General features: G+C 66.6%; 20 protein-coding genes. 9 read left to right on the top strand and 11 right to left on the bottom strand.

Going from position 1 to position 19,313, the window contains the following annotated elements; genetic code table 11:
- Positions 1–36: 36 nt before the first annotated feature.
- The 3 genes from C8J24_RS00655 (at position 37) to C8J24_RS00645 (ending at position 1,559) form a co-directional block, all read left to right on the top strand.
- Positions 37–516 (top strand): ExbD/TolR family protein, encoded by a 480-nt coding sequence (locus C8J24_RS00655; protein WP_031395816.1) that lies wholly within the window; start codon positions 37–39, stop codon positions 514–516.
- A 33-nt stretch (positions 517–549) separates the two neighbouring features.
- Positions 550–978 carry an ExbD/TolR family protein gene (locus C8J24_RS00650; protein ID WP_031395817.1) on the top strand — a complete coding sequence of 143 codons (429 nt, stop codon included), beginning with the start codon at positions 550–552 and terminating at the stop codon, positions 976–978.
- Between the two features lie 233 nt (positions 979–1,211).
- Positions 1,212–1,559 carry a tetratricopeptide repeat protein gene (locus tag C8J24_RS00645; RefSeq protein WP_235516361.1) on the top strand — a complete coding sequence of 116 codons (348 nt, stop codon included), beginning with the start codon at positions 1,212–1,214 and terminating at the stop codon, positions 1,557–1,559.
- A gap of 93 nt (positions 1,560–1,652) precedes the next feature.
- Here the strand turns inward: C8J24_RS00645 and dcd are convergent, their stop codons facing one another.
- Positions 1,653–2,207, bottom strand: coding sequence for a dCTP deaminase (gene dcd / locus C8J24_RS00640; RefSeq protein ID WP_031395819.1), 555 nt, complete (start codon positions 2,205–2,207; stop codon positions 1,653–1,655).
- Between the two features lie 119 nt (positions 2,208–2,326).
- Between dcd and C8J24_RS00635 the strand changes: the two genes are divergently transcribed.
- Entirely contained in the window at positions 2,327–3,880 is a 1,554-nt protein-coding gene (locus C8J24_RS00635; protein ID WP_107931360.1) for a porin, read from the top strand.
- A 7-nt stretch (positions 3,881–3,887) separates the two neighbouring features.
- On the opposite strand, the gene C8J24_RS00630 is transcribed toward C8J24_RS00635, so the two are convergent.
- Genes C8J24_RS00630 through C8J24_RS00620 form a run of 3 tightly spaced genes read right to left on the bottom strand, consistent with a single transcriptional unit; the run spans position 3,888 to position 5,518 of the window.
- Positions 3,888–4,352, bottom strand: a complete 465-nt coding sequence (locus tag C8J24_RS00630) for a cytidine deaminase (RefSeq protein WP_107929632.1) — start codon at positions 4,350–4,352, stop codon at positions 3,888–3,890.
- On the bottom strand, positions 4,349–5,026 hold the full coding sequence (locus C8J24_RS00625; protein ID WP_107929630.1) for a GH25 family lysozyme: 678 nt from the start codon (positions 5,024–5,026) through the stop codon (positions 4,349–4,351). The genes C8J24_RS00630 and C8J24_RS00625 overlap by 4 nt, the downstream gene beginning before the upstream one ends.
- A 9-nt stretch (positions 5,027–5,035) precedes the next feature.
- Complete coding sequence (locus C8J24_RS00620) at positions 5,036–5,518, bottom strand: UPF0262 family protein (RefSeq protein WP_031395823.1); 483 nt, start codon at positions 5,516–5,518, stop codon at positions 5,036–5,038.
- Between the two features lie 143 nt (positions 5,519–5,661).
- Here C8J24_RS00620 and C8J24_RS00615 point away from each other — a divergent pair, with 143 nt between their 5' ends.
- Positions 5,662–7,152, top strand: coding sequence for a replicative DNA helicase (locus C8J24_RS00615; RefSeq protein ID WP_031395824.1), 1,491 nt, complete (start codon positions 5,662–5,664; stop codon positions 7,150–7,152).
- A 41-nt stretch (positions 7,153–7,193) separates the two neighbouring features.
- Here the strand turns inward: C8J24_RS00615 and C8J24_RS00610 are convergent, their stop codons facing one another.
- From C8J24_RS00610 to cobA, 5 genes are all read right to left on the bottom strand, one after another.
- A complete protein-coding gene (locus C8J24_RS00610; protein WP_107929628.1) occupies positions 7,194–7,946 on the bottom strand; it encodes a phosphoadenylyl-sulfate reductase in 753 nt (250 codons plus the stop codon).
- Positions 7,939–8,379, bottom strand: coding sequence for a DUF934 domain-containing protein (locus C8J24_RS00605; protein WP_107929626.1), 441 nt, complete (start codon positions 8,377–8,379; stop codon positions 7,939–7,941). Before C8J24_RS00605 ends, C8J24_RS00610 begins: the two co-directional genes overlap by 8 nt.
- Complete coding sequence (locus C8J24_RS00600; protein WP_107929624.1) at positions 8,372–10,003, bottom strand: nitrite/sulfite reductase; 1,632 nt, start codon at positions 10,001–10,003, stop codon at positions 8,372–8,374. The genes C8J24_RS00605 and C8J24_RS00600 overlap by 8 nt, the downstream gene beginning before the upstream one ends.
- 273 nt (positions 10,004–10,276) lie before the next feature.
- Positions 10,277–10,573, bottom strand: coding sequence for a DUF2849 domain-containing protein (locus C8J24_RS00595; RefSeq protein ID WP_107929622.1), 297 nt, complete (start codon positions 10,571–10,573; stop codon positions 10,277–10,279).
- A complete protein-coding gene (gene cobA, locus C8J24_RS00590; protein WP_107929619.1) occupies positions 10,570–11,358 on the bottom strand; it encodes a uroporphyrinogen-III C-methyltransferase in 789 nt (262 codons plus the stop codon). Before cobA ends, C8J24_RS00595 begins: the two co-directional genes overlap by 4 nt.
- Before the next feature lie 198 nt (positions 11,359–11,556).
- Here cobA and C8J24_RS00585 point away from each other — a divergent pair, with 198 nt between their 5' ends.
- On the top strand, positions 11,557–13,374 hold the full coding sequence (locus C8J24_RS00585) for a DUF885 domain-containing protein (RefSeq protein WP_107929617.1): 1,818 nt from the start codon (positions 11,557–11,559) through the stop codon (positions 13,372–13,374).
- A gap of 62 nt (positions 13,375–13,436) precedes the next feature.
- On the opposite strand, the gene astD is transcribed toward C8J24_RS00585, so the two are convergent.
- Together astD and C8J24_RS00575 are read right to left on the bottom strand one after the other, a co-directional pair.
- Entirely contained in the window at positions 13,437–14,849 is a 1,413-nt protein-coding gene (astD, locus tag C8J24_RS00580) for a succinylglutamate-semialdehyde dehydrogenase (protein ID WP_031441361.1), read from the bottom strand.
- Positions 14,850–14,918: 69 nt separating this feature from the next.
- Positions 14,919–16,286, bottom strand: coding sequence for a protein adenylyltransferase SelO (locus C8J24_RS00575; protein ID WP_107929615.1), 1,368 nt, complete (start codon positions 16,284–16,286; stop codon positions 14,919–14,921).
- A 37-nt stretch (positions 16,287–16,323) separates the two neighbouring features.
- Here C8J24_RS00575 and C8J24_RS00570 point away from each other — a divergent pair, with 37 nt between their 5' ends.
- From C8J24_RS00570 to C8J24_RS00560, 3 genes are all read left to right on the top strand, one after another.
- The gene (locus C8J24_RS00570; protein ID WP_107931358.1) at positions 16,324–17,205 is read left to right on the top strand and encodes an alpha/beta fold hydrolase; all 882 of its coding nucleotides are present in this window, start codon (positions 16,324–16,326) and stop codon (positions 17,203–17,205) included.
- 62 nt (positions 17,206–17,267) lie between these two features.
- Complete coding sequence (locus C8J24_RS00565) at positions 17,268–18,026, top strand: SDR family oxidoreductase (protein WP_107929613.1); 759 nt, start codon at positions 17,268–17,270, stop codon at positions 18,024–18,026.
- Between the two features lie 148 nt (positions 18,027–18,174).
- The gene (locus C8J24_RS00560) at positions 18,175–19,290 is read left to right on the top strand and encodes a glycoside hydrolase family 130 protein (RefSeq protein ID WP_107929610.1); all 1,116 of its coding nucleotides are present in this window, start codon (positions 18,175–18,177) and stop codon (positions 19,288–19,290) included.
- Positions 19,291–19,313: the final 23 nt, after the last annotated feature.

The raw sequence follows: 19,313 nt of genomic DNA, 5'->3' as shown, positions 1-19,313 counted from the left end.
GTGCCGGTGGCGATAAAAGAATAGGATAGTTCGCACATGGCGATGAGTGTTGGTGGCGATTCCACCGAGAAATCGATATCGGACATCAATACGACGCCGCTGGTCGACGTCATGCTCGTGCTCCTGATCATCTTTCTGGTGACGACGACCGTCGCGGTCCAGGCGGTGCAGCTGAAGCTCCCCGAGGTCAAATTTGATCCGACCACGACCAAGCCCGAAAATGTCTCGCTGTCGGTGACGACAAATGGCGATGGTAGCTGTGCAGTGTATTGGAACATGACCCCGGTCACCTCGACCGAGCTGCTCGATCGCGCGGTCGCCAAGCTGAAGACCGAGATCGACCGTCAGGGTGGCGTGAATGCCGCAGGTCTTGAGCTGCCCGAGGCGCATATTCGCGGCGACGTGAACACGCCCTACAAGTGCATCGGCGGCACGATCTACACGATGCAGCGCGCCGGCTTCGCCCGCGTCGGCTTCATCTCCGAGCCGCCTCCCGGCGGCACCACCGAACGCTGACGATCGCTCGGACGTATTTAGGAGTAGTATAGAATGGCAATGGGCGGCGGCAAAGAAGATGACGGGCCGATGATGGAAATGAACATGACGCCGTTGATCGACGTCCTGCTCGTTCTCCTCATCATGTTCATCATCACGATCCCGATCCAGACGCACGCGGTCAAGGTCGACCTTCCGGTCAACAGCAAGAACCCGCCGCAGAACCCGATCGACCCCGAGAAGAACAAGATCTCGATCGACGCATCGGGCACGGTGGCCTGGAACGGGTCGCCGGTCGACGAGGTGACGCTGCGCCAGTATCTGGACCAGACCGCGGGCATGAACCCCGAGCCGGAACTTCACTTCCAGCCGGACCCGCAGGCGCGGTACGAAGTCGTCGATCGCACGCTGGCCGTCGTGAAGCGGTCTTCGATCACGAAGCTCGGCTTCATCGGTAACGAGCAGTATCGCAACGACTTCTAAGTCACGCGACACGATCGATACGATGCCAGGGGCGGTCCGCAAGGGCCGCCCCTTTTGCATGTCCGACGTCCATGACACCGGGGGCGGAAAGAGCGCCGGCATGCCGCGCGCGCACCTCACGGCCTTACCAGGGCAATATCCGTAAAAATCCCATATTGCGCCACAGTCATCGAAGTGACACAACCGTGTCACAAAAGTGAAACCTTTCGACTCAGAAGGGCGATGGAGACGGGATGATGCGCAAATTCGGCTTTGTAGTTCTTGCCCTTGTCGGCGCGGCAGCACCGGCGCTCGCGGCGGATCAGAATGGCTATCAGGCGATCGTGTCGGGCGATCTGGCCGCGGCCGAACGCCATATCCTGGCAGAGCAGGCGGTCTATCCGGGTCGCCCCGAACTGATGCTCAACCTTGCCGCGGTTTACCGGCGGACGGGGCGCGAGGCGGACGCACGGGCGCTGTACAAGCGCGTGCTCGAACGCCGCGACATCGCGATGGACCTTCCCTCGGGTGCGGTGGCCTCGTCGCATGATCTGGCACGACGCGCGCTCGGCGTGGCCCCGGTACAGATCGCCACGCGCTAAACGAAGGCCGTTGCGCTCGTCCGACGCCGGTTCTGTGGTTCCGGTAGTGAGTCAGAGCCGGCGTCGACCTCGTGCGGTCGACGCCTGAGGCGGTCAGAGCCGGGGCAGGGTGACCCCGCGCTGGCCCATATATTTGCCCGCGCGGTCGGCATAGCTGATCTCGCACGGCTCATTGCCGCGCAGGAACAGGAACTGGCAGGCGCCCTCGTTCGCGTATATCTTCGCGGGCAGCGGCGTGGTGTTCGAGAATTCGAGCGTCACATGGCCCTCCCATTCGGGTTCGAGCGGGGTCACGTTGACGATGATCCCGCAGCGCGCATAGGTCGATTTGCCCAGACAGATCACCAGCGTGTCACGCGGAATGCGAAAATATTCGACCGTCCGCGCCAGCGCAAAGCTGTTCGGCGGGATGATGCAGACATCCGTCTTGCGGTCGACGAAGCTGTTCGCGTCGAAATTCTTCGGATCGACGATCGCACTGTCGACATTGGTGAAGATCTTGAACTCGTCGGCGACGCGCGCGTCATAGCCATAGGAGGACAGCCCGTAGCTGATACAGCCATCGCGGCGCTGCGCCTCGTGAAATGGCTCGATCATCGCATCGCCCAGCGCGCGTTCGCGAATCCAGCGGTCGGACATGACGGACATGAGACATTCCCCTTTTCGCCGCTGCTTTCGCGCGGATGGCCGATGGCGGCAAGAGCGCGCGCACGCGGAGAGCGATTTTGCCGTTGCAGCCGGCGTGTCGGGCGGTCATGGGGCGCGGCATGAACCAGATTCGGCAGCCTTTTCCGCGCGGTACGTCCGTCGAGCCACAGCTTCCGGACCATGATGGCGAGCGGGATCGCGCCGCGATCCGCGCGCGCCGCGCCAGCCGCTATGTGCGGATCGCGCTGGCCGGATCGATCGCGCTGTCGGGCGGCGGGGCGCAGGCGCAGTCGGTGCAGGACCTGCAACGCCAGATCGACGAACTGAAGGCGACGATCGCCGAGCTCAAGGCCGCGCAGAATGGGCCGATTGCCCAGGCGGCGCCGGTCACTGCGCCAGTCCCCGCGCCCGTTACCGCGCCGGTCGCGGTTGCGACAACGCCTGCGCCCGCCCCGGCGCCCAAGCCGGCAACCGCGGTCGCCCCCTCGACGCAATTGGCCGCGGCAACGCCCGAGCCGAAGCGCGCCTGGTATGATCGCATCGCGATCCGCGGCTATACGCAGATGCGGTTCAACGAGATCGTGTCGGGCGATCGCACCGCGCCGGAGGGCAAGTCGCGGTTGCGGTCGGTGCATGACGGCAGCATCGGCGACAATACCGGCTTTTCGCTCCGCCGCGTCCGGCTGGTCCTGCAGGGCGATCTGACCGACCGGGTGTCCTTCTATCTCCAGCCCGACTTCGCGGTGAACGTCAGCAACCAGTCGGGCGGCGAGCGACGCGAGGGCTTTGCCCAGCTGCGCGACGCCTATGTCGACACGTTCCTCGACGCGGATCGCCGCTTCCGGCTGCGGTTCGGGCAGTCGAAGGTGCCATTCGGCTGGGAGAATATGCAGTCCTCGTCGAATCGCATCACGATCGATCGCAGCGACGGGATCAACAGCGCGGTCCCCGGTGAGCGCGATCTGGGCATCGTCGCCTATTACACGCCCACCGGCGTGCAACGGATCTGGGATCGCCTCGAGGAGGACGGCCAGAAACTGTTCGGCAATTACGGTGCGTTCGCTCTTGGCGTCTATAACGGCCAGGGGATCAGCCGTGCCGAGACCAATGACGGCATGATGACCGTGGCGATGGCGACGTGGCCGTTCGCGCTCGACGGGCTTGGCGGGGCGTTCAGCGGACAGGTGTTGGAGGTCGGCGCGGCGGCCATCCGTAATCGCGTCCAGCCCGAACTGCGCAGCGGCGGGGTCAGCGACACGAGCTTTGCCGATGAGCGGTTCGGGGTCCACGCGATCCTCTATCCGCAGCCCTTCGGGTTTCAGGCGGAGTGGAACTGGGGGCGCGGCCCCGAATATGACGACGTGTCGCAGTCGATTACGACCAAGCGGCTTAACGGCGGCTATGTCCAGGCGATGGCTCGCGTGCGGTCGTCGCCGCTCGGCCCGTTCATGCCCTATGCGCGCCGGCAATATTATCGCGGCGGGTGGAAGGCGCTGCCCAACGCGCCGCGGCTCGAGACCGACGAGTTCGAGCTGGGGATCGAATTCCAGCCGACCCCGCCGATCGAGCTGACGGTCGCCTATGCGCGGATGACACGGCGCGAGGCCGACGAACGCCGCGAGGGCCGGGCGGAGGGCGATCTGATCCGCACGCAGTTGCAGTTCAACTACTGACCGGGGATCAGCTGATCCCGAGGTCCGCCGGGCCGAACGCGTCGGGGAGAAGCCCCGACAGGCGGTAGCTGCGGACAGCGTCGCCCTGCGCCGCGCCGCAATGCACGGGGAGATCGCGCCCGCCCATCTGCGCCGCCTCGTTGATCACCTGGCGACAGCGGCCGCACGGGCTCACGGGAGCGTTGCCGGTCGCGCGACCTTCTGCGTCCATAGCGCCGCCGATCACGCCGATCGCAACGACGTCACGCAGGCGGCCCTGCGCGCTGGCGGTCGCCAGTGCGACGGTTTCGGCACAGAGCGACAGGCCATAACTGGCATTCTCGAAATTGGCGCCGGTGATCACGCTGCCGTCGTCGAGCAGCACCGCGGCGCCGACCGCGAATCGTGAATAGGGCGCATGCGCGTGACGCGCGGCGTCGCGCGCGGCGGCGATCAGGCGAGTTGCCTGATCGGTATCGAAACCATCGTTCATCCTGCCACCACGTCCCAGTTCACCGGTCCCTCGATTCCCTCGACACGCCGAAAATTGCTCGCGCGCCACATGCGCCATGGCCGTGCCGCATAATCGGGCTTGAGCAGATTGGCCATCGCCCAGACCGGCCGCGGCAGTGCCGCCGACAACGCATAGCTGCCCTCGACCGACTTGCCGATCCGCAGCAGGACGGGCTTGCCGGTATGCGTCTCCACCATCGTCACGAAGCGCGTCAGATCGGCGACCAGCGCGGCCTTTTCAGGGCGGGCGACGCAATCATCACGGAACTGCACATCGACGGCGACGGGCAGCGCGTCGGCGGCGGCGGGTACGAAGGTATTGAACGCGTTCGCCTGTTCGACCGCAGGCTGGCACAGCGAATAGATATGCACCGCGCCGCGCCGCAGCCCGGCTTCGGGAAGCGCCGCCCAGTTCGCCTCGAACGCCGGATCGCGGCGATCCTTGCCCGAGGTCGCGACGATATAGGCGAAGTCGACCCCGCGCGCGCGCACCGTTCCCCATTCGACCGGCCCAGGATTTTCACCCAGGTCGACGCCTTGCAGCGGATAGGTCTCGGTCGCGGGATGCCACTGCGTCGCATAGGCCCAGCCGCCAATCGCGATGCCGCCCGTGCCGAACAGCACGGTCGCAAGCTTCAGCAATGTCGTGGCCATCAACGCTGCTCAGCCACGCAGATGAAGGACGCAGATGAGCGTGAACAACCGGCGGGCAGTGTCGAAATCGACCTCGATCTTGCCCGACAGCCGGTCCTTGAGCAGCTCGGCGGCCTCATTGTGGACGCCGCGCCGGGCCATGTCGACGGTTTCGATCTGCGCGGGCGAGGACTGGCGAATCGCCTGGTAATAGCTGTCGCAGATCGCGAAATAGTCCTTGATCGGTCGGCGGAAACGGCCGAGCGCGAGCACCAGTGTCTCAAGATGCGTGTCGTCCTCACGATGGATGTGAATACCGAGCCGGCCTTCCTCCGTCTCGAGCCTGATGCGGTACGGGCCGGCATAGCCATCGGCATGCTGGCGCTGCGGCGCGAAATAATTGCCCTCGATCAGGTCGAAGATCGCGATCCGGCGTTCCTGCTCGATATCCGCGGACCGCCACGCGATCGTGCGCTCGTCGAGCTGTATGTCGATGATCCGCGGGTCGGCCATGCCATGTGCGATAGCGATGGTCGTAACGCGTGTCACTTGTCGCCTGCACCGGCGGCCGCCGATCGCGGCTGGCTGGTCGACTTATCCCCATCATTCTGGCGCAGTTGGCTTGGAGCGATCGCGCGCAGTGCGTAGAACGCAGTATGGCAACCCTCGCATTCCCCGTCCCCGCCGTGGCCGAACCACAGCAGCTTCCCCGCAACGTCGAGGCCGAAGCCGCGATGCTCGGCGCGATGATGATCGACAACCGGCTCGCCGACGATCTGGTCGACAAGCTCGAACCGACGCATTTCTTCGAACCCGTGCACGGGCGCATCTTCGCCGCGATCAAGACGCTGCGCGGCAACGACATGCTTGTGACGCCGGTCACGCTGCGGCCGATGTTCGACGCGGACGAGGGCATGCGCGAGCTGGGCGGCCCCGCCTATCTGGCCGGCCTCACGGGCAGTGGCGCAGGGCTGATCGGTGCGCGCCAGTTCGCGCAGCAGATCTATGACCTGGCGATGCTGCGTGCGCTCGTCTCGGTCGGCCGCACGCTGGTCGACCGCGCGATGGACACCTCGGAGGAGGTCAATCCGCGCGCGCAGATCGAACTCGCCGAGGAGGAATTGTTCAAGGTCGCCGCCGATGGCGGGGCGGAGAACTCGGTGAAGACGTTCGCGCAGGCGACCACCGCGGCGGTCAAGATGGCCGAGCGGGCGCTCAACTCGGGCGGCAATCTGTCGGGCGTGACGACGGGTATCGACTCGATCAACGCCAAGATCGGCGGCATGCATCACAGCGATCTGATGATCCTGGCCGGGCGTCCGGGCATGGGCAAGACGTCGCTCGCCACCAACATCGCGTTCAACGCCGCGCGGCGCTGGATGCGCGACATGGCCGACGGGATCGCGCCGAAGGATTCGGTCGGCGCGAAGGTTGCGTTCTTCAGCCTCGAAATGTCCGCGGATCAGCTGGCGACGCGTATTCTTGCCGAGCAGTCGCAGATCAGTTCCGAATCGCTCCGCATGGGCAAGATCAGCCGCACCGAGTTCGCGCAGCTCGCGGCCGCGGCGGCCGAGCTCGAGAACCTGCCGCTGTTCATCGACGACACGGGCGGCCTGTCGATCGGCGCGCTGCACACGCGTGTCCGCCGGCTGCAGCGTCGCCACAATAACGAGATCGGGCTCGTGGTGGTCGACTATCTCCAGCTGCTGTCGGGGTCGGGCAAGAGCAAGGACGGCAACCGCGTTCAGGAAATCTCCGAGATTTCGCGCGGGCTGAAAACGCTGGCAAAGGATCTGAACGTGCCGGTGCTGGCACTGTCGCAGCTGAGCCGCGCGGTCGAAAGCCGCGAGGACAAGACGCCGATGCTGTCCGATCTTCGCGAATCGGGGTCGATCGAGCAGGACGCCGACATGGTCTGGTTCGTGTACCGCGAGGATTATTACGTCGCGTCGAAGGAGCCCAAGCGCCCGGCCGAAGGCGACAGCGCGAAGATCTTCGAGGATCACGCATCGTGGGCGGCCGAGATGGAGCGCGTCTATGGCCTGGCCGAGCTGATCATCGCCAAGCAGCGCCACGGCGCGACCGGCAAGGTGCGGATGAAGTTCGATCCGACGATCACGAAGTTCTCGGATCTGGCGGAGTATTGAAACTCTGGCGTTCCTCTCCCTCACGGGGAGAGGGACACGGATCAGATGATCGGGTCGTAACCCCCGGGGGCGTGGATCCCGCATTCGACCTTGTCGAAGCTGCGCCAACGCCCCGCGCGCGGATCCTCGCCGGGGGCGACCTTGGTCGTGCAGGGCGCGCAGCCGATCGAGAGATAGCCCTGCGCCTCGAGCGGATGCCGCGGCAGATCATGCTCGGCGAAATAGGCGTCGAGCCGCGCCTTGTCCCAGTCGGCGAGCGGGTTGATCTTCAACCGGCCCTCATCCTCCTCGAACCGCGGCAGCGCGGTGCGCGTGCCCGACTGGAAGCCCTTGCGCCCCGAGATCCACGCGTCGAACGGCGCGAGCGCGCGGCGCAGCGGCTCGACCTTGCGCAGGTCGCAGCAGCCATCGGGGTCATAAGACCAGCGCTCGCCCGCCCGATCCTTGATCGCCAGCAGCCGCGGATCGGGTCTGAACACGCGCAGGTCGGTGAGGCCCAGCCGTTCGGCCAGCGCATCACGATAGGCGAGCGTCTCGCCGAACATCTTCTGCGTGTTGGTGAAGATCACCGGCACATCGACATCGACCTGCGCGACCATGTGCAGCAGCACCGCCGATTCGGCACCGAAGGACGAAACCGACGCGATCCGCCCGGCGAGCTCGCCGGTCAGCAGCTCGCGCAGCATCTGCGCCGCCGGAACGCCGGCGAACCGGTCCTGCATCGCCTGTGCGTCCGCCCTGGTGAAAGCAGGGGTCACGTCGATCGTGTCGATCCGGCGAAGCGCTTCACCCATGGCGCAGCTTCCAGACCGGCACGGCGCCGTCGGCCGCCTTCTGATAGGGCGTGTCGTAGCGCGCGAGGCTGGCGCGCAGCACGTCGATATCGATCGGGGCCTCGGGCGCGAAGCTGTCGAAGCCGCAGCGGCGCATCAGCGGAATCTGGTCGACGAGCACGTCGCCCGCCGCACGCAGCTCGCCGGTATAGCCCGCCTCGCGCAGGATCCGGGCCGCGGAATAGCCGCGGCCGTCGCGATAGCCGGGAAAGCTCACCTCGATCAGCGCGAGCTGGTCGATCTGCGGCAGCAGCACGCGCGCATCGTCGCCCGCCTCGAGGCGGACGGCCGCTGCGTTGCTCTGGCCGATGAACGAATCGAGTGTCACCGCAGGCTCGTCATGTGGCTCGTCGTCGCGGAAGCGGAGCAGCGTCTGGTCCGGATACTCAACCATAGATCGCCTCCTTGAACGTCTCGAAGCCGACGCGGCGATAGGTGTCGAGGAAACGCTCGCCGGGGTCGCGGACCTGAAGATAGCGATCGGTGACGCGTTCGATCGCGTCGACCACGCCGTCTTCCGAGAAGCCCGGGCCGGTGATCTTGGCGAGGCTCACATCCTCAGCGCCCGATCCGCCGAGCGAGAGCTGGTAATTCTCGGTGCCCTTCTTGTCGACGCCGAGGATGCCGATGTGCCCGGCATGGTGATGCCCGCAGGCGTTGATGCAGCCGCTGATCTTGAGCTTGAGCTCACCCAGCTCGCGCTGCCGGCCAAGATCGCCGAAGCGCGTCGCGATCTTCTGTGCGAGCGGGATCGAGCGCGCATTGGCGAGGCTGCAATAATCGAGACCGGGACAGGCGATGATGTCGCTGATCAGGTCGAGATTGGCCTCGGCCAGCCCCGCCTCGCTGAGCGTCGACCACACCGCGTGCAGATCGGCCATGCGGACGTGCGGCAGGACGATGTTCTGCGCATGCGTGACGCGCAGCTCGTCGAAGCTGTAGCGCGTGCCGAGATCGGCCATCACGTCGATCTGGTCCGCCGACGCATCGCCGGGAATGCCGCCGACGGGCTTCAGGCTGATGTTGACGATCGCATAGCCGGGCTGCTTGTGCGCCTTCACGTTCTGGTCGAGCCAGACCGCGAAGTCGGGATCGCTGCGGTCGATCTCGGTGGACGCGTTTTCCTCGAATGCGGGCGCGCCGAAATGGCTCGTGATCCGCTCGAGTTCGGCGCGCGGCGGATCGAAGCCAAGGCCCTTCACCGCAGCGAATTCCTCCTCGACCTGGCGACGATATTCGTCGGGGCCGATCTCGTGCAGCAGGATCTTGATCCGCGCCTTGTAGATATTGTCGCGGCGGCCGTAGCGATTATAGACGCGCAGGCACGCCTCGAGATAGCTCATCAGGTCGTCGGCGGGGACGAAATCGCGGATCTCGTGGCTGATCATCGGCGTGCGGCCCATGCCGCCACCGACATAGATCTTCGCGCCGAGTTCACCGTCGCGGACGTGCAGACCGATGCCGATGTCGTGCAGCCGCATCGCCGCGCGATCCTCGTCCGCCGCGATCACGCAGATCTTGAACTTGCGCGGGAGGTAGGTGAATTCGGGGTGGAACGTCGACCACTGACGGATCAGCTCGGCCCAGGGGCGCGGATCAGCGACCTCGTCCGCGGCGGCGCCGGCGAACTGGTCGGAGCTGATGTTGCGGATGCAGTTGCCCGACGTCTGGATGGCATGCATCTCGACCGTCGACAGCTCCTGGAGGATGTCCGGGGTCTGGTCGAGCTGGATCCAGTTGAACTGGATGTTCTGCCGCGTCGTGAAATGGCCGTAGCCGCGATCATATTTGCGCGCGATGTGGCCGAGCATCCGCATCTGCCGGCCGTCGAGCGTGCCATAGGGCACAGCGACCCGCAGCATGTAGGCATGCAGCTGGAGATACAGGCCGTTCATCAGGCGCAGCGGCTTGAACTGGTCCTCAGTCAACTCGCCCGACAGGCGGCGGCGGACCTGATCGCGGAACTCGTCGACGCGCTGGTCGACGATGGCCTGGTCGTATTCGTCGTACTTATACATGGGGGGTTCCCGGTAGAATTTGGTTCACGCGGAGCCTGTCCTGAGCGAAGCCGAAGGGGCGCGATGGCGCGAAGAAGATTGGGTTCACGCGGAGGCGCGGAGGCGCGGAGGAGAAAGACGAGGAAGGAACTCCCGCGCCAGCGGGCAGCAAATCTGCCTCAGTCAGCGAGTGTGAGGGCCGCTGCGCGGCAGGGGAGACACCTCCGCGCCTCCGCGCCTCCGCGCGAACCATCTTCTCACTGCTCTCGTCGCGCCTTCGCGCCATCGCGTGAATCATATAACCCAACTCCCCGCAGCCGGATCGGCCGGCTTGAGCGTAAGGTCGGGCCGCATAGTCGGACCCAAGGCGCGAATGCGATCCTTGATGTGCGCAGGGCGGGGGCCGTCTGCGGTCGCGGTCGCCTCGATCAGATAAGGGACGTTGACGCGGCGTGCGCCTTCCTCTGCCCGGAGGATCGATTCACCCGCGACGCCGACATCGGCCGCATCCTCGATATGGCGCGACCAGCCGTCGCCGGTCCACCAGATCACGTCGCCGGTGGGAAGGTCGTTTCCAGTCAGGAGCTTCATGCGGCGGCCTCTGCAATTCGTGCCCAGCGGGCGAGCTTGTCCTGCGCGTCGGAGAGCTCGACGACCTCGCCGACGACGATTATCGCGGGGCTCTTGACCGCCTCGCGCTGCACCATCGGGCCGAGATCGGCGAGCAGGGTCCGCATCGCACGGCTGCCCGATAGCGTGCCGCGCTCGAGCACCGCAACCGGCATGTCGGGCGCCACGCCATCGGCCATCAGCTTGTCGGCGATATCGGTCGCGGTGGCGATCCCCATGTAGATGACGAGCGTACGGCCCTGGCCGGCGAGCCCCGACCAGTCCTGTTCGGTCAGACCCTTGCACTGGCCCGCGACGAAGCTGACCGCGCTCGAATGATCGCGGTGAGTGAGCGGGAGCATCGCCTCGGCCGCGCAACCCAGCGCGGCGGAGACCCCGGGGATCACCTCGACCGGCAGGCCCGCGGCATGCACGGCCTCGACCTCCTCGCCGCCGCGACCGAACACGAACGGATCGCCGCCCTTCAGCCGGACGACGATCGCGCCGGTCTTCACATGCGCGATGATCAGCGCGTTGATCGCCTCTTGCGGCAGCGTGTGGCGCGCGCGCTGCTTGGCGACCGAGATGCGCTGGGCGGCAGGCGGCGCGATGTCGAGCACGCGCGGATCGATCAGCCCGTCATGGACGACGACGTCGGCGATCTCGAGCGCGGCGACCGCACGCACGGTCAGCAGTCCGGGATCGCCGGGCCCCGCCCCGACGAGGATGACGCGCCCGCGGGCACCGGGGTCTAGCAAGCTTACCATGTCAGGAAGATGGGCTCTGGACGGGCGATTGGCGAGCCCAGCATTATTTGCCCCGGGGCTAGTCCTGCTTTCCCACGCGGCGCGGGTGCCATCGCCGAAACGTTCGCAGGCCCCGGTCACGGGCTGGTGGCGGCGGAATCCGCGCGATAGGAAGGCGCGACGAACCGGGTAACCCGGACGCGATGGGGAACTTCGATAATGCGCCTGACCTGCCTTGCCGCCATGTTGCTGGCGACCACCTTCATCGGCGCGGTGCCGGTGGCGAGCCAGGCGCTGCCGCCGCCCGCACCGATCGCCGGCGACGGCCCCGAGGATGCGAAGCTCAAGCAGCTTTTCTATGCCAGCGACGAGCGCGATCTGAAGAACGATCCGCTGCAGGCGATCTTCCGCGGCGACATGCGCTATGCCGATCGTTTCGGCGAATATCTGACCGATGCGCGCACCGCGCAGGACAAGCGCAATGTCGAGCAGGATCTGGCTGCGATCGCCGCGATCGACCGGGCGAAGCTGACGCGGGTCGACCAGATCGCCTATGACGTGTTCCGCAACGGCCGCGAGGTCGCACTGCGCGGGTTCGCGCCGAACCTGGTCGCGATCGACCGGTTGCTGCCGCTCAGCCATTTCGGCGGGTTCCAGACCTTTTATCCCGATTTTGCGTCGGGCAAGGGCGGCGCGCCGTTCAAGACGGTCGCGGATTACGAGAACAACCTGCGGCGCAATGCGGGCTATGCCGCCGTCTATGACCGGGCGATCGCACGGTTCCGCGAGGGGATAGCGAAGGGCGTGACCCAGCCCAAGCTGGTCGTGCGAAACATGATCGGCCAGTTCGACAATCTGATCGCCGAGGGTGTCGAGAAATCGACCTTCTACGCGCCGGTGACGATGTTCCCCGCGTCGATCCCGGCGGCCGACCGCACGCGCCTGACCGCGGCCTATGCCAGGCAGGTGCGTGAGGTGATCAATCCTGCGCACGTCCGGATGCGCGATTTCCTCGCCAACGAATATCTCGCCAAGGCGCGCGACACGGTCGGGCTGTCGGCGCTGCCGGGCGGCGCCGCGCTTTATGCCCAGCGGATCGAGGACAGCACGACGCTGCCGCTCGAGCCCGAGGCGGTGCATCAGCTCGGCCTGTCCGAGGTCGCGCGGATCACGCAGGCGATGGAGGCGCAGAAGGCTGCAGTCGGGTTCAAGGGCACGCTGGCCGCGTTCTTCGATTATCTGCGCACCGATCCCCGCTTCCAGCCCAAGTCGGCGGCGGCGGTGCGCGAGGGCTATGAGGCGATCGGCAAGCGGGTCAACGCCCGGATCGCGACGCAATTCTCGCTGGTGCCCAAAAGCCCGCTCGAGATCCGTGCAGTGCCCGATTTCCGCGCGAAGACCGATGCGGCGGGGTCGTATCAGCAGGGAACCCCCGACGGCACGCGGCCGGGGATCTTCTACTACAACACCTATGACCTGCCGACGCGGTATCTGTGGGGGATGGAGACGCTCTACCTGCACGAGGCGGTGCCGGGCCATCATTACCAGATCAGCCTGGCGCAGGAGAATGTCGCGCTGCCCGCCTTCATCCGGTTCGGCGGCAACACCGCCTATGTCGAGGGCTGGGCGCTCTATGCCGAGACCTTGTGGAAGGAACTGGGCGTCGAAAGCGATCCCTATCAGCGGATGGGTGGCCTGAACGACGAGATGCTGCGCGCGATGCGGCTGGTCGTCGATACCGGGATCCACGCCAAGGGGTGGAGCCGCGACCAGGCGATCGCCTATATGCTTGCCAATTCGCCGATGGGGCGGACCGACGCGACCGCCGAGGTCGAGCGCTACATCTCGATTCCCGGGCAGGCGCTGGCGTACAAGATCGGCCAGCTGACGATTCTCAGGATGAAGGCCAAGGCGCAGGCGGCGCAGGGTGCCGCGTTCGATCCGCGCGCCTTCCACGCCCAGGTGCTCGATACGGGCGCACTGCCGATGCCGGTGCTGGAGAAAAAGATCGACGACTGGTTGGGCGGGGTGAAGTAACGCCCATGATCCTCCCCCTGGCGGGGGAGGATTTCAGTGCGGCTTTAGGCCCGCTACCCGCCTCAGCCGTCGCGCAGGCCGATGCCGATGCTCGCCCGCGCGCTTTCGGATTCGCTGCTGACGACCGGATAGGCGCAGTAATCGGCGGCGTAATAGGCGCTGGGGCGGTGATTGCCCGACCAGCCGACGCCGCCGAACGGCGCGCCCGACGAGGCGCCGTTGGTGGGCTTGTTCCAGTTGACGATCCCGGCGCGGATATTGGCCCAGAACCGGTCGTAGAGCGCGGGCGTCTGGCTGATCAGCGCGGCGGACAGGCCGTAGCGGGTGTTGTTCGCCTCGGCGATCGCGGCGTCGAAATCATCGGTGCGGAAGACCTGCAGGATCGGGCCGAATAGTTCGAGATCGGGGCGCTCCGCCATGTCGGTGACGTCGATCATCGCCGGGCGCAGGAAGGGCAGCGTATCGACCGGGCGTTCGAGATGCCGGATCGGCCGGCCGCCGCGCATCAGCAGCTCGAGAAAGCTCTCGGTGAGCTGGTCCGCCGCCTGATTGTCGATCACCGGGCCCATGAACGGCGCCGGGTTCGCATGCGGCTCGTCGACGATGATCCGCGCGATCATCCGCTCGATCGTATCGAGAAGCGGCTGGGCGAGCCGTTCCTGGACGATCAGCCGGCGCGCAGCGGTACAGCGCTGGCCGGCGGTGGTGAAGGCGGACTGGACGACGAGCACCGCCGCGGTGTGCAGGTCCGGCGTGTCCCAGACCATGATCGGGTTGTTGCCGCCCATTTCGAGCGCCAGAATTTTCTCGGGCTTCTCGGCAAAGGCGCGGTTGAGCGCGAGGCCGGTCTGGGCCGAACCGGTGAAGAGCAGGCCGTCGATATCGGGATGCGCGGCCAGCGCCTTGCCCTCCGCGGGGCCGCCGACGAGCAGCCGGATGCAATCCTCGGGCACCCCGGCGGCGCGGTAGCACTCGACGAGGAACGCGCCCGATGCTGGGGTCTTTTCGGACGGCTTGAAGACGACCGCGTTGCCGGCGATCAGCGCGGGGACGATGTGGCCATTCGGCAGGTGCGCCGGGAAGTTGTAGGGGCCGAGCACCGCGAGCACGCCGTGCGGCTTGTGGCGCAGCGCGACGCGGCTGTTCATCGGCGCCTCCATCCGGCGCTGCGCAGTGCGTTCGGCATAGGCGCTGACCGAGATGTCGACCTTGGCGATCACCGTCTCGACCTCGCCGCGCGCTTCCCAGATCGGCTTGCCCGTCTCGCGCGCGATCAGGTCGGTGAACGCGTCGTTGCGCTGGCGGACGACATTGGCGAACCGGCGCATCGTCTCGATCCGGAACGCGAGCGGCTTGGAGGCCCAGCCGGCCCAGCCCGACCGCGCGGTCGCCACTTCGGTATCGACATCCCCGATCGGGTGACGCCACAACAGCGTACCGGTTGCGGGTTCGTAGGAGAGGATCTCATCGGCCATATCGGGCTCTTGCCCCAATTTTAGAAGAGTTTCCACCACCCGCCGCACCGTCGGCCGCGGCACCCGCGATCAGGCGAGCGCCTCGCCCATCGCCCGGATCGCGGCGACCTTCGCGGTAAGACGGCTCCAGTCGTCGGCGTCGGCGATCGGCGCCCAGATCGATTCCACCTCGTCGATCAGCAGGCTGCACGGCGTGCCCGACCAATAGGGATGGGTGCGATCCTTGCGCGCGGCATAGCCGCCGAGCGCGGCGCGGACCTCGTCCCATTCGGGACCGTAGCCCGCGGGAAGCTCGCCGCCGAACGCGTCGAAGAAGAACCGGTCGATACCCGCCCCGCTGGTCCGCAGCGCGCGCTCGGTTGCCTGGACGAGCGCACGGTCGCTGTTGGGATCGCGCGGGCGGACGCCCAGCCGCCACAGGATCGCCGCGCCCACTTCGGTCTGATAGGCGGGGCCGAAACCGTCGAGCGCGGCGATCAGTGGATCGCTCTCGGCGATCGTGCGCAGCGATACCGCGAGCTGCATCACGTCCCAGTGGATCGCCTCGGGCTGGCGACCAAAGGCGTACAGCCCCTGATGATCGAAATAGGCGGCGGTGAAGCCCGGGTCCCAGGTCGGCGCGAACCGCCACGGGCCATAGTCGAAGCTTTCGCCGGTGACGTTGATGTTGTCCGAATTGAGCACGCCGTGGACGAAGCCCGCCGCCATGTAGCGCGCCGCGAGTCGGGCGGTCCGCGCGACGACGAGCGCGAGGAGGCGGACCGGATCGTCGCCATGTTCCTCGAACAGGTTGCGCAGCGTATATGCGACAAGCCGGCGCAGGGCGTCGTCGTCGCGATGATAGGCGAAGCGCTGGAAGGTGCCGATCCGGACATGGCTGTGGCTGAGCCGGACCATGACCGCAGAGCGGGTCGGGCTCGGCTCGTCGCCGCGCTGCAGGTCTTCGCCCGTCTCGATGAGCGAGAGCGTGCGCGAGGTCGGGACGTTCAGCGCCTCGAGCATCTCGGTCGCGAGGATCTCGCGAACGCCACCTTTCAGCGTGAGCCGGCCATCGCCCGCGCGGCTCCACGGCGTCTGCCCCGACCCCTTGGTGCCGAGATCCATCAGGCGGCCGCGATGGTCGCGCATCTGGGCAAAGGTGAAACCGCGACCATCACCCAGATCGGGATTGTAGTTGCGGAACTGATGACCGTGATAGCGCAACGCGAGCGGGCCGGGCAGCGTGCCCGGCAACGGCGCGAACCGGCCGAAATGCCGGGTCCATTCGTCGTCGTCGAGCGTCGCCAGACCGACCTGTGCGGCGGCGCGATCGTTGCGGAAGCGGAGCTGGGTGTGGGGGAAATCGGCCGCCGCGACCGGATCGAAGAACGGGTCGCCCAGGTCGAGCAACGTGGTTTCGGGGCGATAGGCGGGGAAGGCTTGCGGGTCGATGGGCATGCGGCGATATGGTGGCCGCTACCCGAAGGACGCAACCATGGCCGCTTACGAAAACCTCTATTGGTGGTCCAGGGACGGGCTGCGGCTGCACGCACGCGACTATCCTGGCGGCGGCGATGGCCGTCCGCCGATCCTGTGCCTGCCCGGGCTGACGCGTAACGCGCGCGATTTCGATGCGCTCGCGGCGCGGCTCGCGGGGCGCTGGCGGCTGATCGGGATCGATTTCCGCGGGCGCGGCGAGAGCGCCTATGCCAAGGATCCGATGTCCTATGTCCCGCTGACCTATGTGCAGGATGTCGAGGCGTTGCTGGCCGAGCATGGCATCGACCGTTTCGTCGCGTTCGGGACGTCGCTCGGCGGGATCGTCACGATGCTGATGGCGGGGCCGGCGCGCGGGCGAATCGCAGCCGCTTTGCTCAACGATGTCGGCCCCGAGATCGACGCGCAGGGCCTGTCGCGGATCCGCGGCTATGTCGGCAAGGCGAGCGTCTTTCCGACCTGGATGCACGCCGCGCGCTGCGTGTCGGAGAGCAATGCCGACGTCTATCCGGACTGGACGATCGAGGATTGGCTGGCGATGGCCAAGCGCATCTACCGGCTGAATAGCTCAGGCCGGATCGTGCTCGATTACGACCTGAAGATCGCCGAACCGTTCCGCGTGCCGGGCAGCGAGGCCGGGCCGGACATGTGGCAGGCGCTGGCAGGCCTGCGCGAGATCCCGACGCTGATCGTACGGGGTGGTCGATCCGACCTGTTGTCGGCCGCGATCGCGGATCGGATGGTCGCCTCGCTCGACCGCGCGACGCTCGTCACCGTGCCCGGGGTCGGTCATGCCCCGACGCTGAGCGAGCCGATCGTCCAGGCGCCGATCGACGACCTGCTGGTGCAGGTGCTTGAGGGGGATGCTGTCCGCGCCTAGGGGACGGGGACGGGGCGTCGCAGCGACGCCTTGTCCCGCCTGCTCGATGACCGGAACAGCTTATGACCGCACCCGCCGACCTTCATGTGAATCATCGCTCCCTTGAGGGTCGCCGCGCGATCATCACGGGAGGGACGACAGGGATCGGGCGGGCGATCGCGGTGCTGCTCGCGGCGGGGGGCGCCAAAGTCTATATCTGCGGTCACGATGCGGGTCATCTCGAGGACGCGCTCGCCTGCATCCGCGCGGTCGGCGAAGGCGACGGGATGGTCACCGAGCTTGCCGATCCCGACAAGGTCCGCGCCTTTTTCGATGCCGGCGAGGCGTATCTGGGCGGGTTCGACATCACCGTCATCAACGCCTCGATCGCCGCGGGCGGGCTGACGCAGATGGACGAAGACGCGCTGCGCTACGCGATCGCGGTCAATTTCACCGCCTATCTGCTCAGCGCGCATCACGCCGCGCACCGGATGACGCCGATCGGCGACCTGATCCTCATCGGTTCGCTCAGCGCGCATATCCTCGGGCCGAGCTCGACCGTCTATGCGGGCATCAAGTCGGGTATCGCCGGTTTCGCCGAGGCGCTGCGTCGCGAGCTGGGGCCCAAGGGGATCCGGGTGTCGCTGATCGAGCCGGGCAAGGTCGGCTCGAACATGCAATATCCCGACGTGCCCGACGAGAAGCAGCGGCAGATGATCGCGGCGGAGCAAATGCTGCGCGGCGAGGACATCGCCGCGGGGGTCGAGTTCCTGCTCACGCAGCCGACGCGCAGTGTGATCCAGCAGCTCGTGATCGTGCCCCGCGCGCTGGAGGGGGAATAGCGCCTTTGTTTACCCCCTCCCGTTCATGCTGAGCGAAGTCGAAGCACCTGCGCTCGGGGCATGCCCTTCGACTTCGCTCAGGGCGAACGGGGGAGGGGGCGGGCGTGGGGGCGGGGCGGCCAGACAACCAGAATTTTAGGAGAATAGCATGTTCGATCAGCTCGTCTTCACTCCCGCCGACATCGACCTGTCGCGCTCGCCGCTGGCGGGCAAGGTCGGGGCCGAGACCTATGTGCTCGGCGCCTTCAATCCGGGGATGACGCGGCTGGCGAACGGCAATCTGCTGCTGATGGTGCGCGTGGCGGAGGCGTTGCGCGAGCCGGTCAAGGGCGGCAACGTCCATGCGATCCGCTGGCAGGACGGCGCCTATCTTCGCGATGCGTGGCCGTTGCAGATGGTCGACACCAAGGATCCGCGCAAATTCCTGATCCCCGGCGGCGGTTGGAAGGTGATGGCGCTCACCTCGCTGTCCTGGCTGCTGCCGGTCGAGCTCGACGCGGAGGGCCGTTCGGTCGTCGCGGTCCATTACGACAAGGCGATCGCGCCGCGCACACCCTACCAATGCTATGGCGTCGAGGATGCGCGCATCTCGAAGGTCGGCGACCGCTATCTGATGACGACCTGTTCGGTCAGCCCGGAACGGCATTCGACGACTCTCTATTCGTCAGCCGATGCGCTCGACTGGCAGCTTGAGGGGATCGTGCTCGATCACCAGAACAAGGACATGCTGATCTTCGAAGGGCTGATCGGCGGGCAATATTGGGCGCAGACCCGGCCGCTTGGCGACCTGTATTTCGCCTATCCGCCGGGCAGCGAATGGCGCGCCGGGCCGTCGATCAACCTGTCGCGCTCACCCGACGCGCTCCACTGGAAGCCGCATGACAAGCCCGGCATCCGCCCGCACGCCGCCACGGTCTCGACCGCGCGGATGGGCGGGGGGACGCCACCGATCCTGACCGACCGCGGCTGGCTGAGCCTGTGGCACGGCGTCGAGCCGTCGGGCGTGGTCGGCATCTACCGCACCTATTGGTCGATCCTCGACAAGGACGACCCGTCGATCACGATCGCAACCCAGCACGCGCCGCTGCTCGAGGCGAACCCCGCGCTGACCGAGCCGCTGAAGGACCAGATGTACGTCGACAATGTCGTCTTCACGACGGGCATCGCGGACGCGGGCGACTTCTACGTGGTCGCGAGCGGCGAGGCGGATCTGGCGTGCCGGATCACGCACATCGCGAAGACTGCGTTCGACCCGCCTGCCTGATGCGGTGCGTGGCGTATTTTGGT

It is taken from the genome of Sphingomonas aerolata (assembly GCF_003046295.1).
Taxonomy (GTDB): domain Bacteria; phylum Pseudomonadota; class Alphaproteobacteria; order Sphingomonadales; family Sphingomonadaceae; genus Sphingomonas; species Sphingomonas aerolata.
Note: the sequence above shows the minus strand (reverse complement) of the source record. Positions and strands in the feature narration are given on the sequence as shown.

What these genes read in the sequence shown, in the direction of transcription:
- C8J24_RS00655 (WP_031395816.1), top strand. Translation starts at nt 37, where the DNA reads ATGGCGATGAGTGTTGGTGGCGATTCCACCGAGAAATCGATATCGGAC.
- C8J24_RS00650 (WP_031395817.1), top strand. Translation starts at nt 550, where the DNA reads ATGGCAATGGGCGGCGGCAAAGAAGATGACGGGCCGATGATGGAAATG.
- C8J24_RS00645 (WP_235516361.1), top strand. Translation starts at nt 1,212, where the DNA reads ATGATGCGCAAATTCGGCTTTGTAGTTCTTGCCCTTGTCGGCGCGGCA.
- dcd (WP_031395819.1), bottom strand. Translation starts at nt 2,207, where the DNA reads ATGTCCGTCATGTCCGACCGCTGGATTCGCGAACGCGCGCTGGGCGAT.
- C8J24_RS00635 (WP_107931360.1), top strand. Translation starts at nt 2,327, where the DNA reads ATGAACCAGATTCGGCAGCCTTTTCCGCGCGGTACGTCCGTCGAGCCA.
- C8J24_RS00630 (WP_107929632.1), bottom strand. Translation starts at nt 4,352, where the DNA reads ATGAACGATGGTTTCGATACCGATCAGGCAACTCGCCTGATCGCCGCC.
- C8J24_RS00625 (WP_107929630.1), bottom strand. Translation starts at nt 5,026, where the DNA reads ATGGCCACGACATTGCTGAAGCTTGCGACCGTGCTGTTCGGCACGGGC.
- C8J24_RS00620 (WP_031395823.1), bottom strand. Translation starts at nt 5,518, where the DNA reads ATGGCCGACCCGCGGATCATCGACATACAGCTCGACGAGCGCACGATC.
- C8J24_RS00615 (WP_031395824.1), top strand. Translation starts at nt 5,662, where the DNA reads ATGGCAACCCTCGCATTCCCCGTCCCCGCCGTGGCCGAACCACAGCAG.
- C8J24_RS00610 (WP_107929628.1), bottom strand. Translation starts at nt 7,946, where the DNA reads ATGGGTGAAGCGCTTCGCCGGATCGACACGATCGACGTGACCCCTGCT.
- C8J24_RS00605 (WP_107929626.1), bottom strand. Translation starts at nt 8,379, where the DNA reads ATGGTTGAGTATCCGGACCAGACGCTGCTCCGCTTCCGCGACGACGAG.
- C8J24_RS00600 (WP_107929624.1), bottom strand. Translation starts at nt 10,003, where the DNA reads ATGTATAAGTACGACGAATACGACCAGGCCATCGTCGACCAGCGCGTC.
- C8J24_RS00595 (WP_107929622.1), bottom strand. Translation starts at nt 10,573, where the DNA reads ATGAAGCTCCTGACTGGAAACGACCTTCCCACCGGCGACGTGATCTGG.
- cobA (WP_107929619.1), bottom strand. Translation starts at nt 11,358, where the DNA reads ATGGTAAGCTTGCTAGACCCCGGTGCCCGCGGGCGCGTCATCCTCGTC.
- C8J24_RS00585 (WP_107929617.1), top strand. Translation starts at nt 11,557, where the DNA reads ATGCGCCTGACCTGCCTTGCCGCCATGTTGCTGGCGACCACCTTCATC.
- astD (WP_031441361.1), bottom strand. Translation starts at nt 14,849, where the DNA reads ATGGCCGATGAGATCCTCTCCTACGAACCCGCAACCGGTACGCTGTTG.
- C8J24_RS00575 (WP_107929615.1), bottom strand. Translation starts at nt 16,286, where the DNA reads ATGCCCATCGACCCGCAAGCCTTCCCCGCCTATCGCCCCGAAACCACG.
- C8J24_RS00570 (WP_107931358.1), top strand. Translation starts at nt 16,324, where the DNA reads ATGGCCGCTTACGAAAACCTCTATTGGTGGTCCAGGGACGGGCTGCGG.
- C8J24_RS00565 (WP_107929613.1), top strand. Translation starts at nt 17,268, where the DNA reads ATGACCGCACCCGCCGACCTTCATGTGAATCATCGCTCCCTTGAGGGT.
- C8J24_RS00560 (WP_107929610.1), top strand. Translation starts at nt 18,175, where the DNA reads ATGTTCGATCAGCTCGTCTTCACTCCCGCCGACATCGACCTGTCGCGC.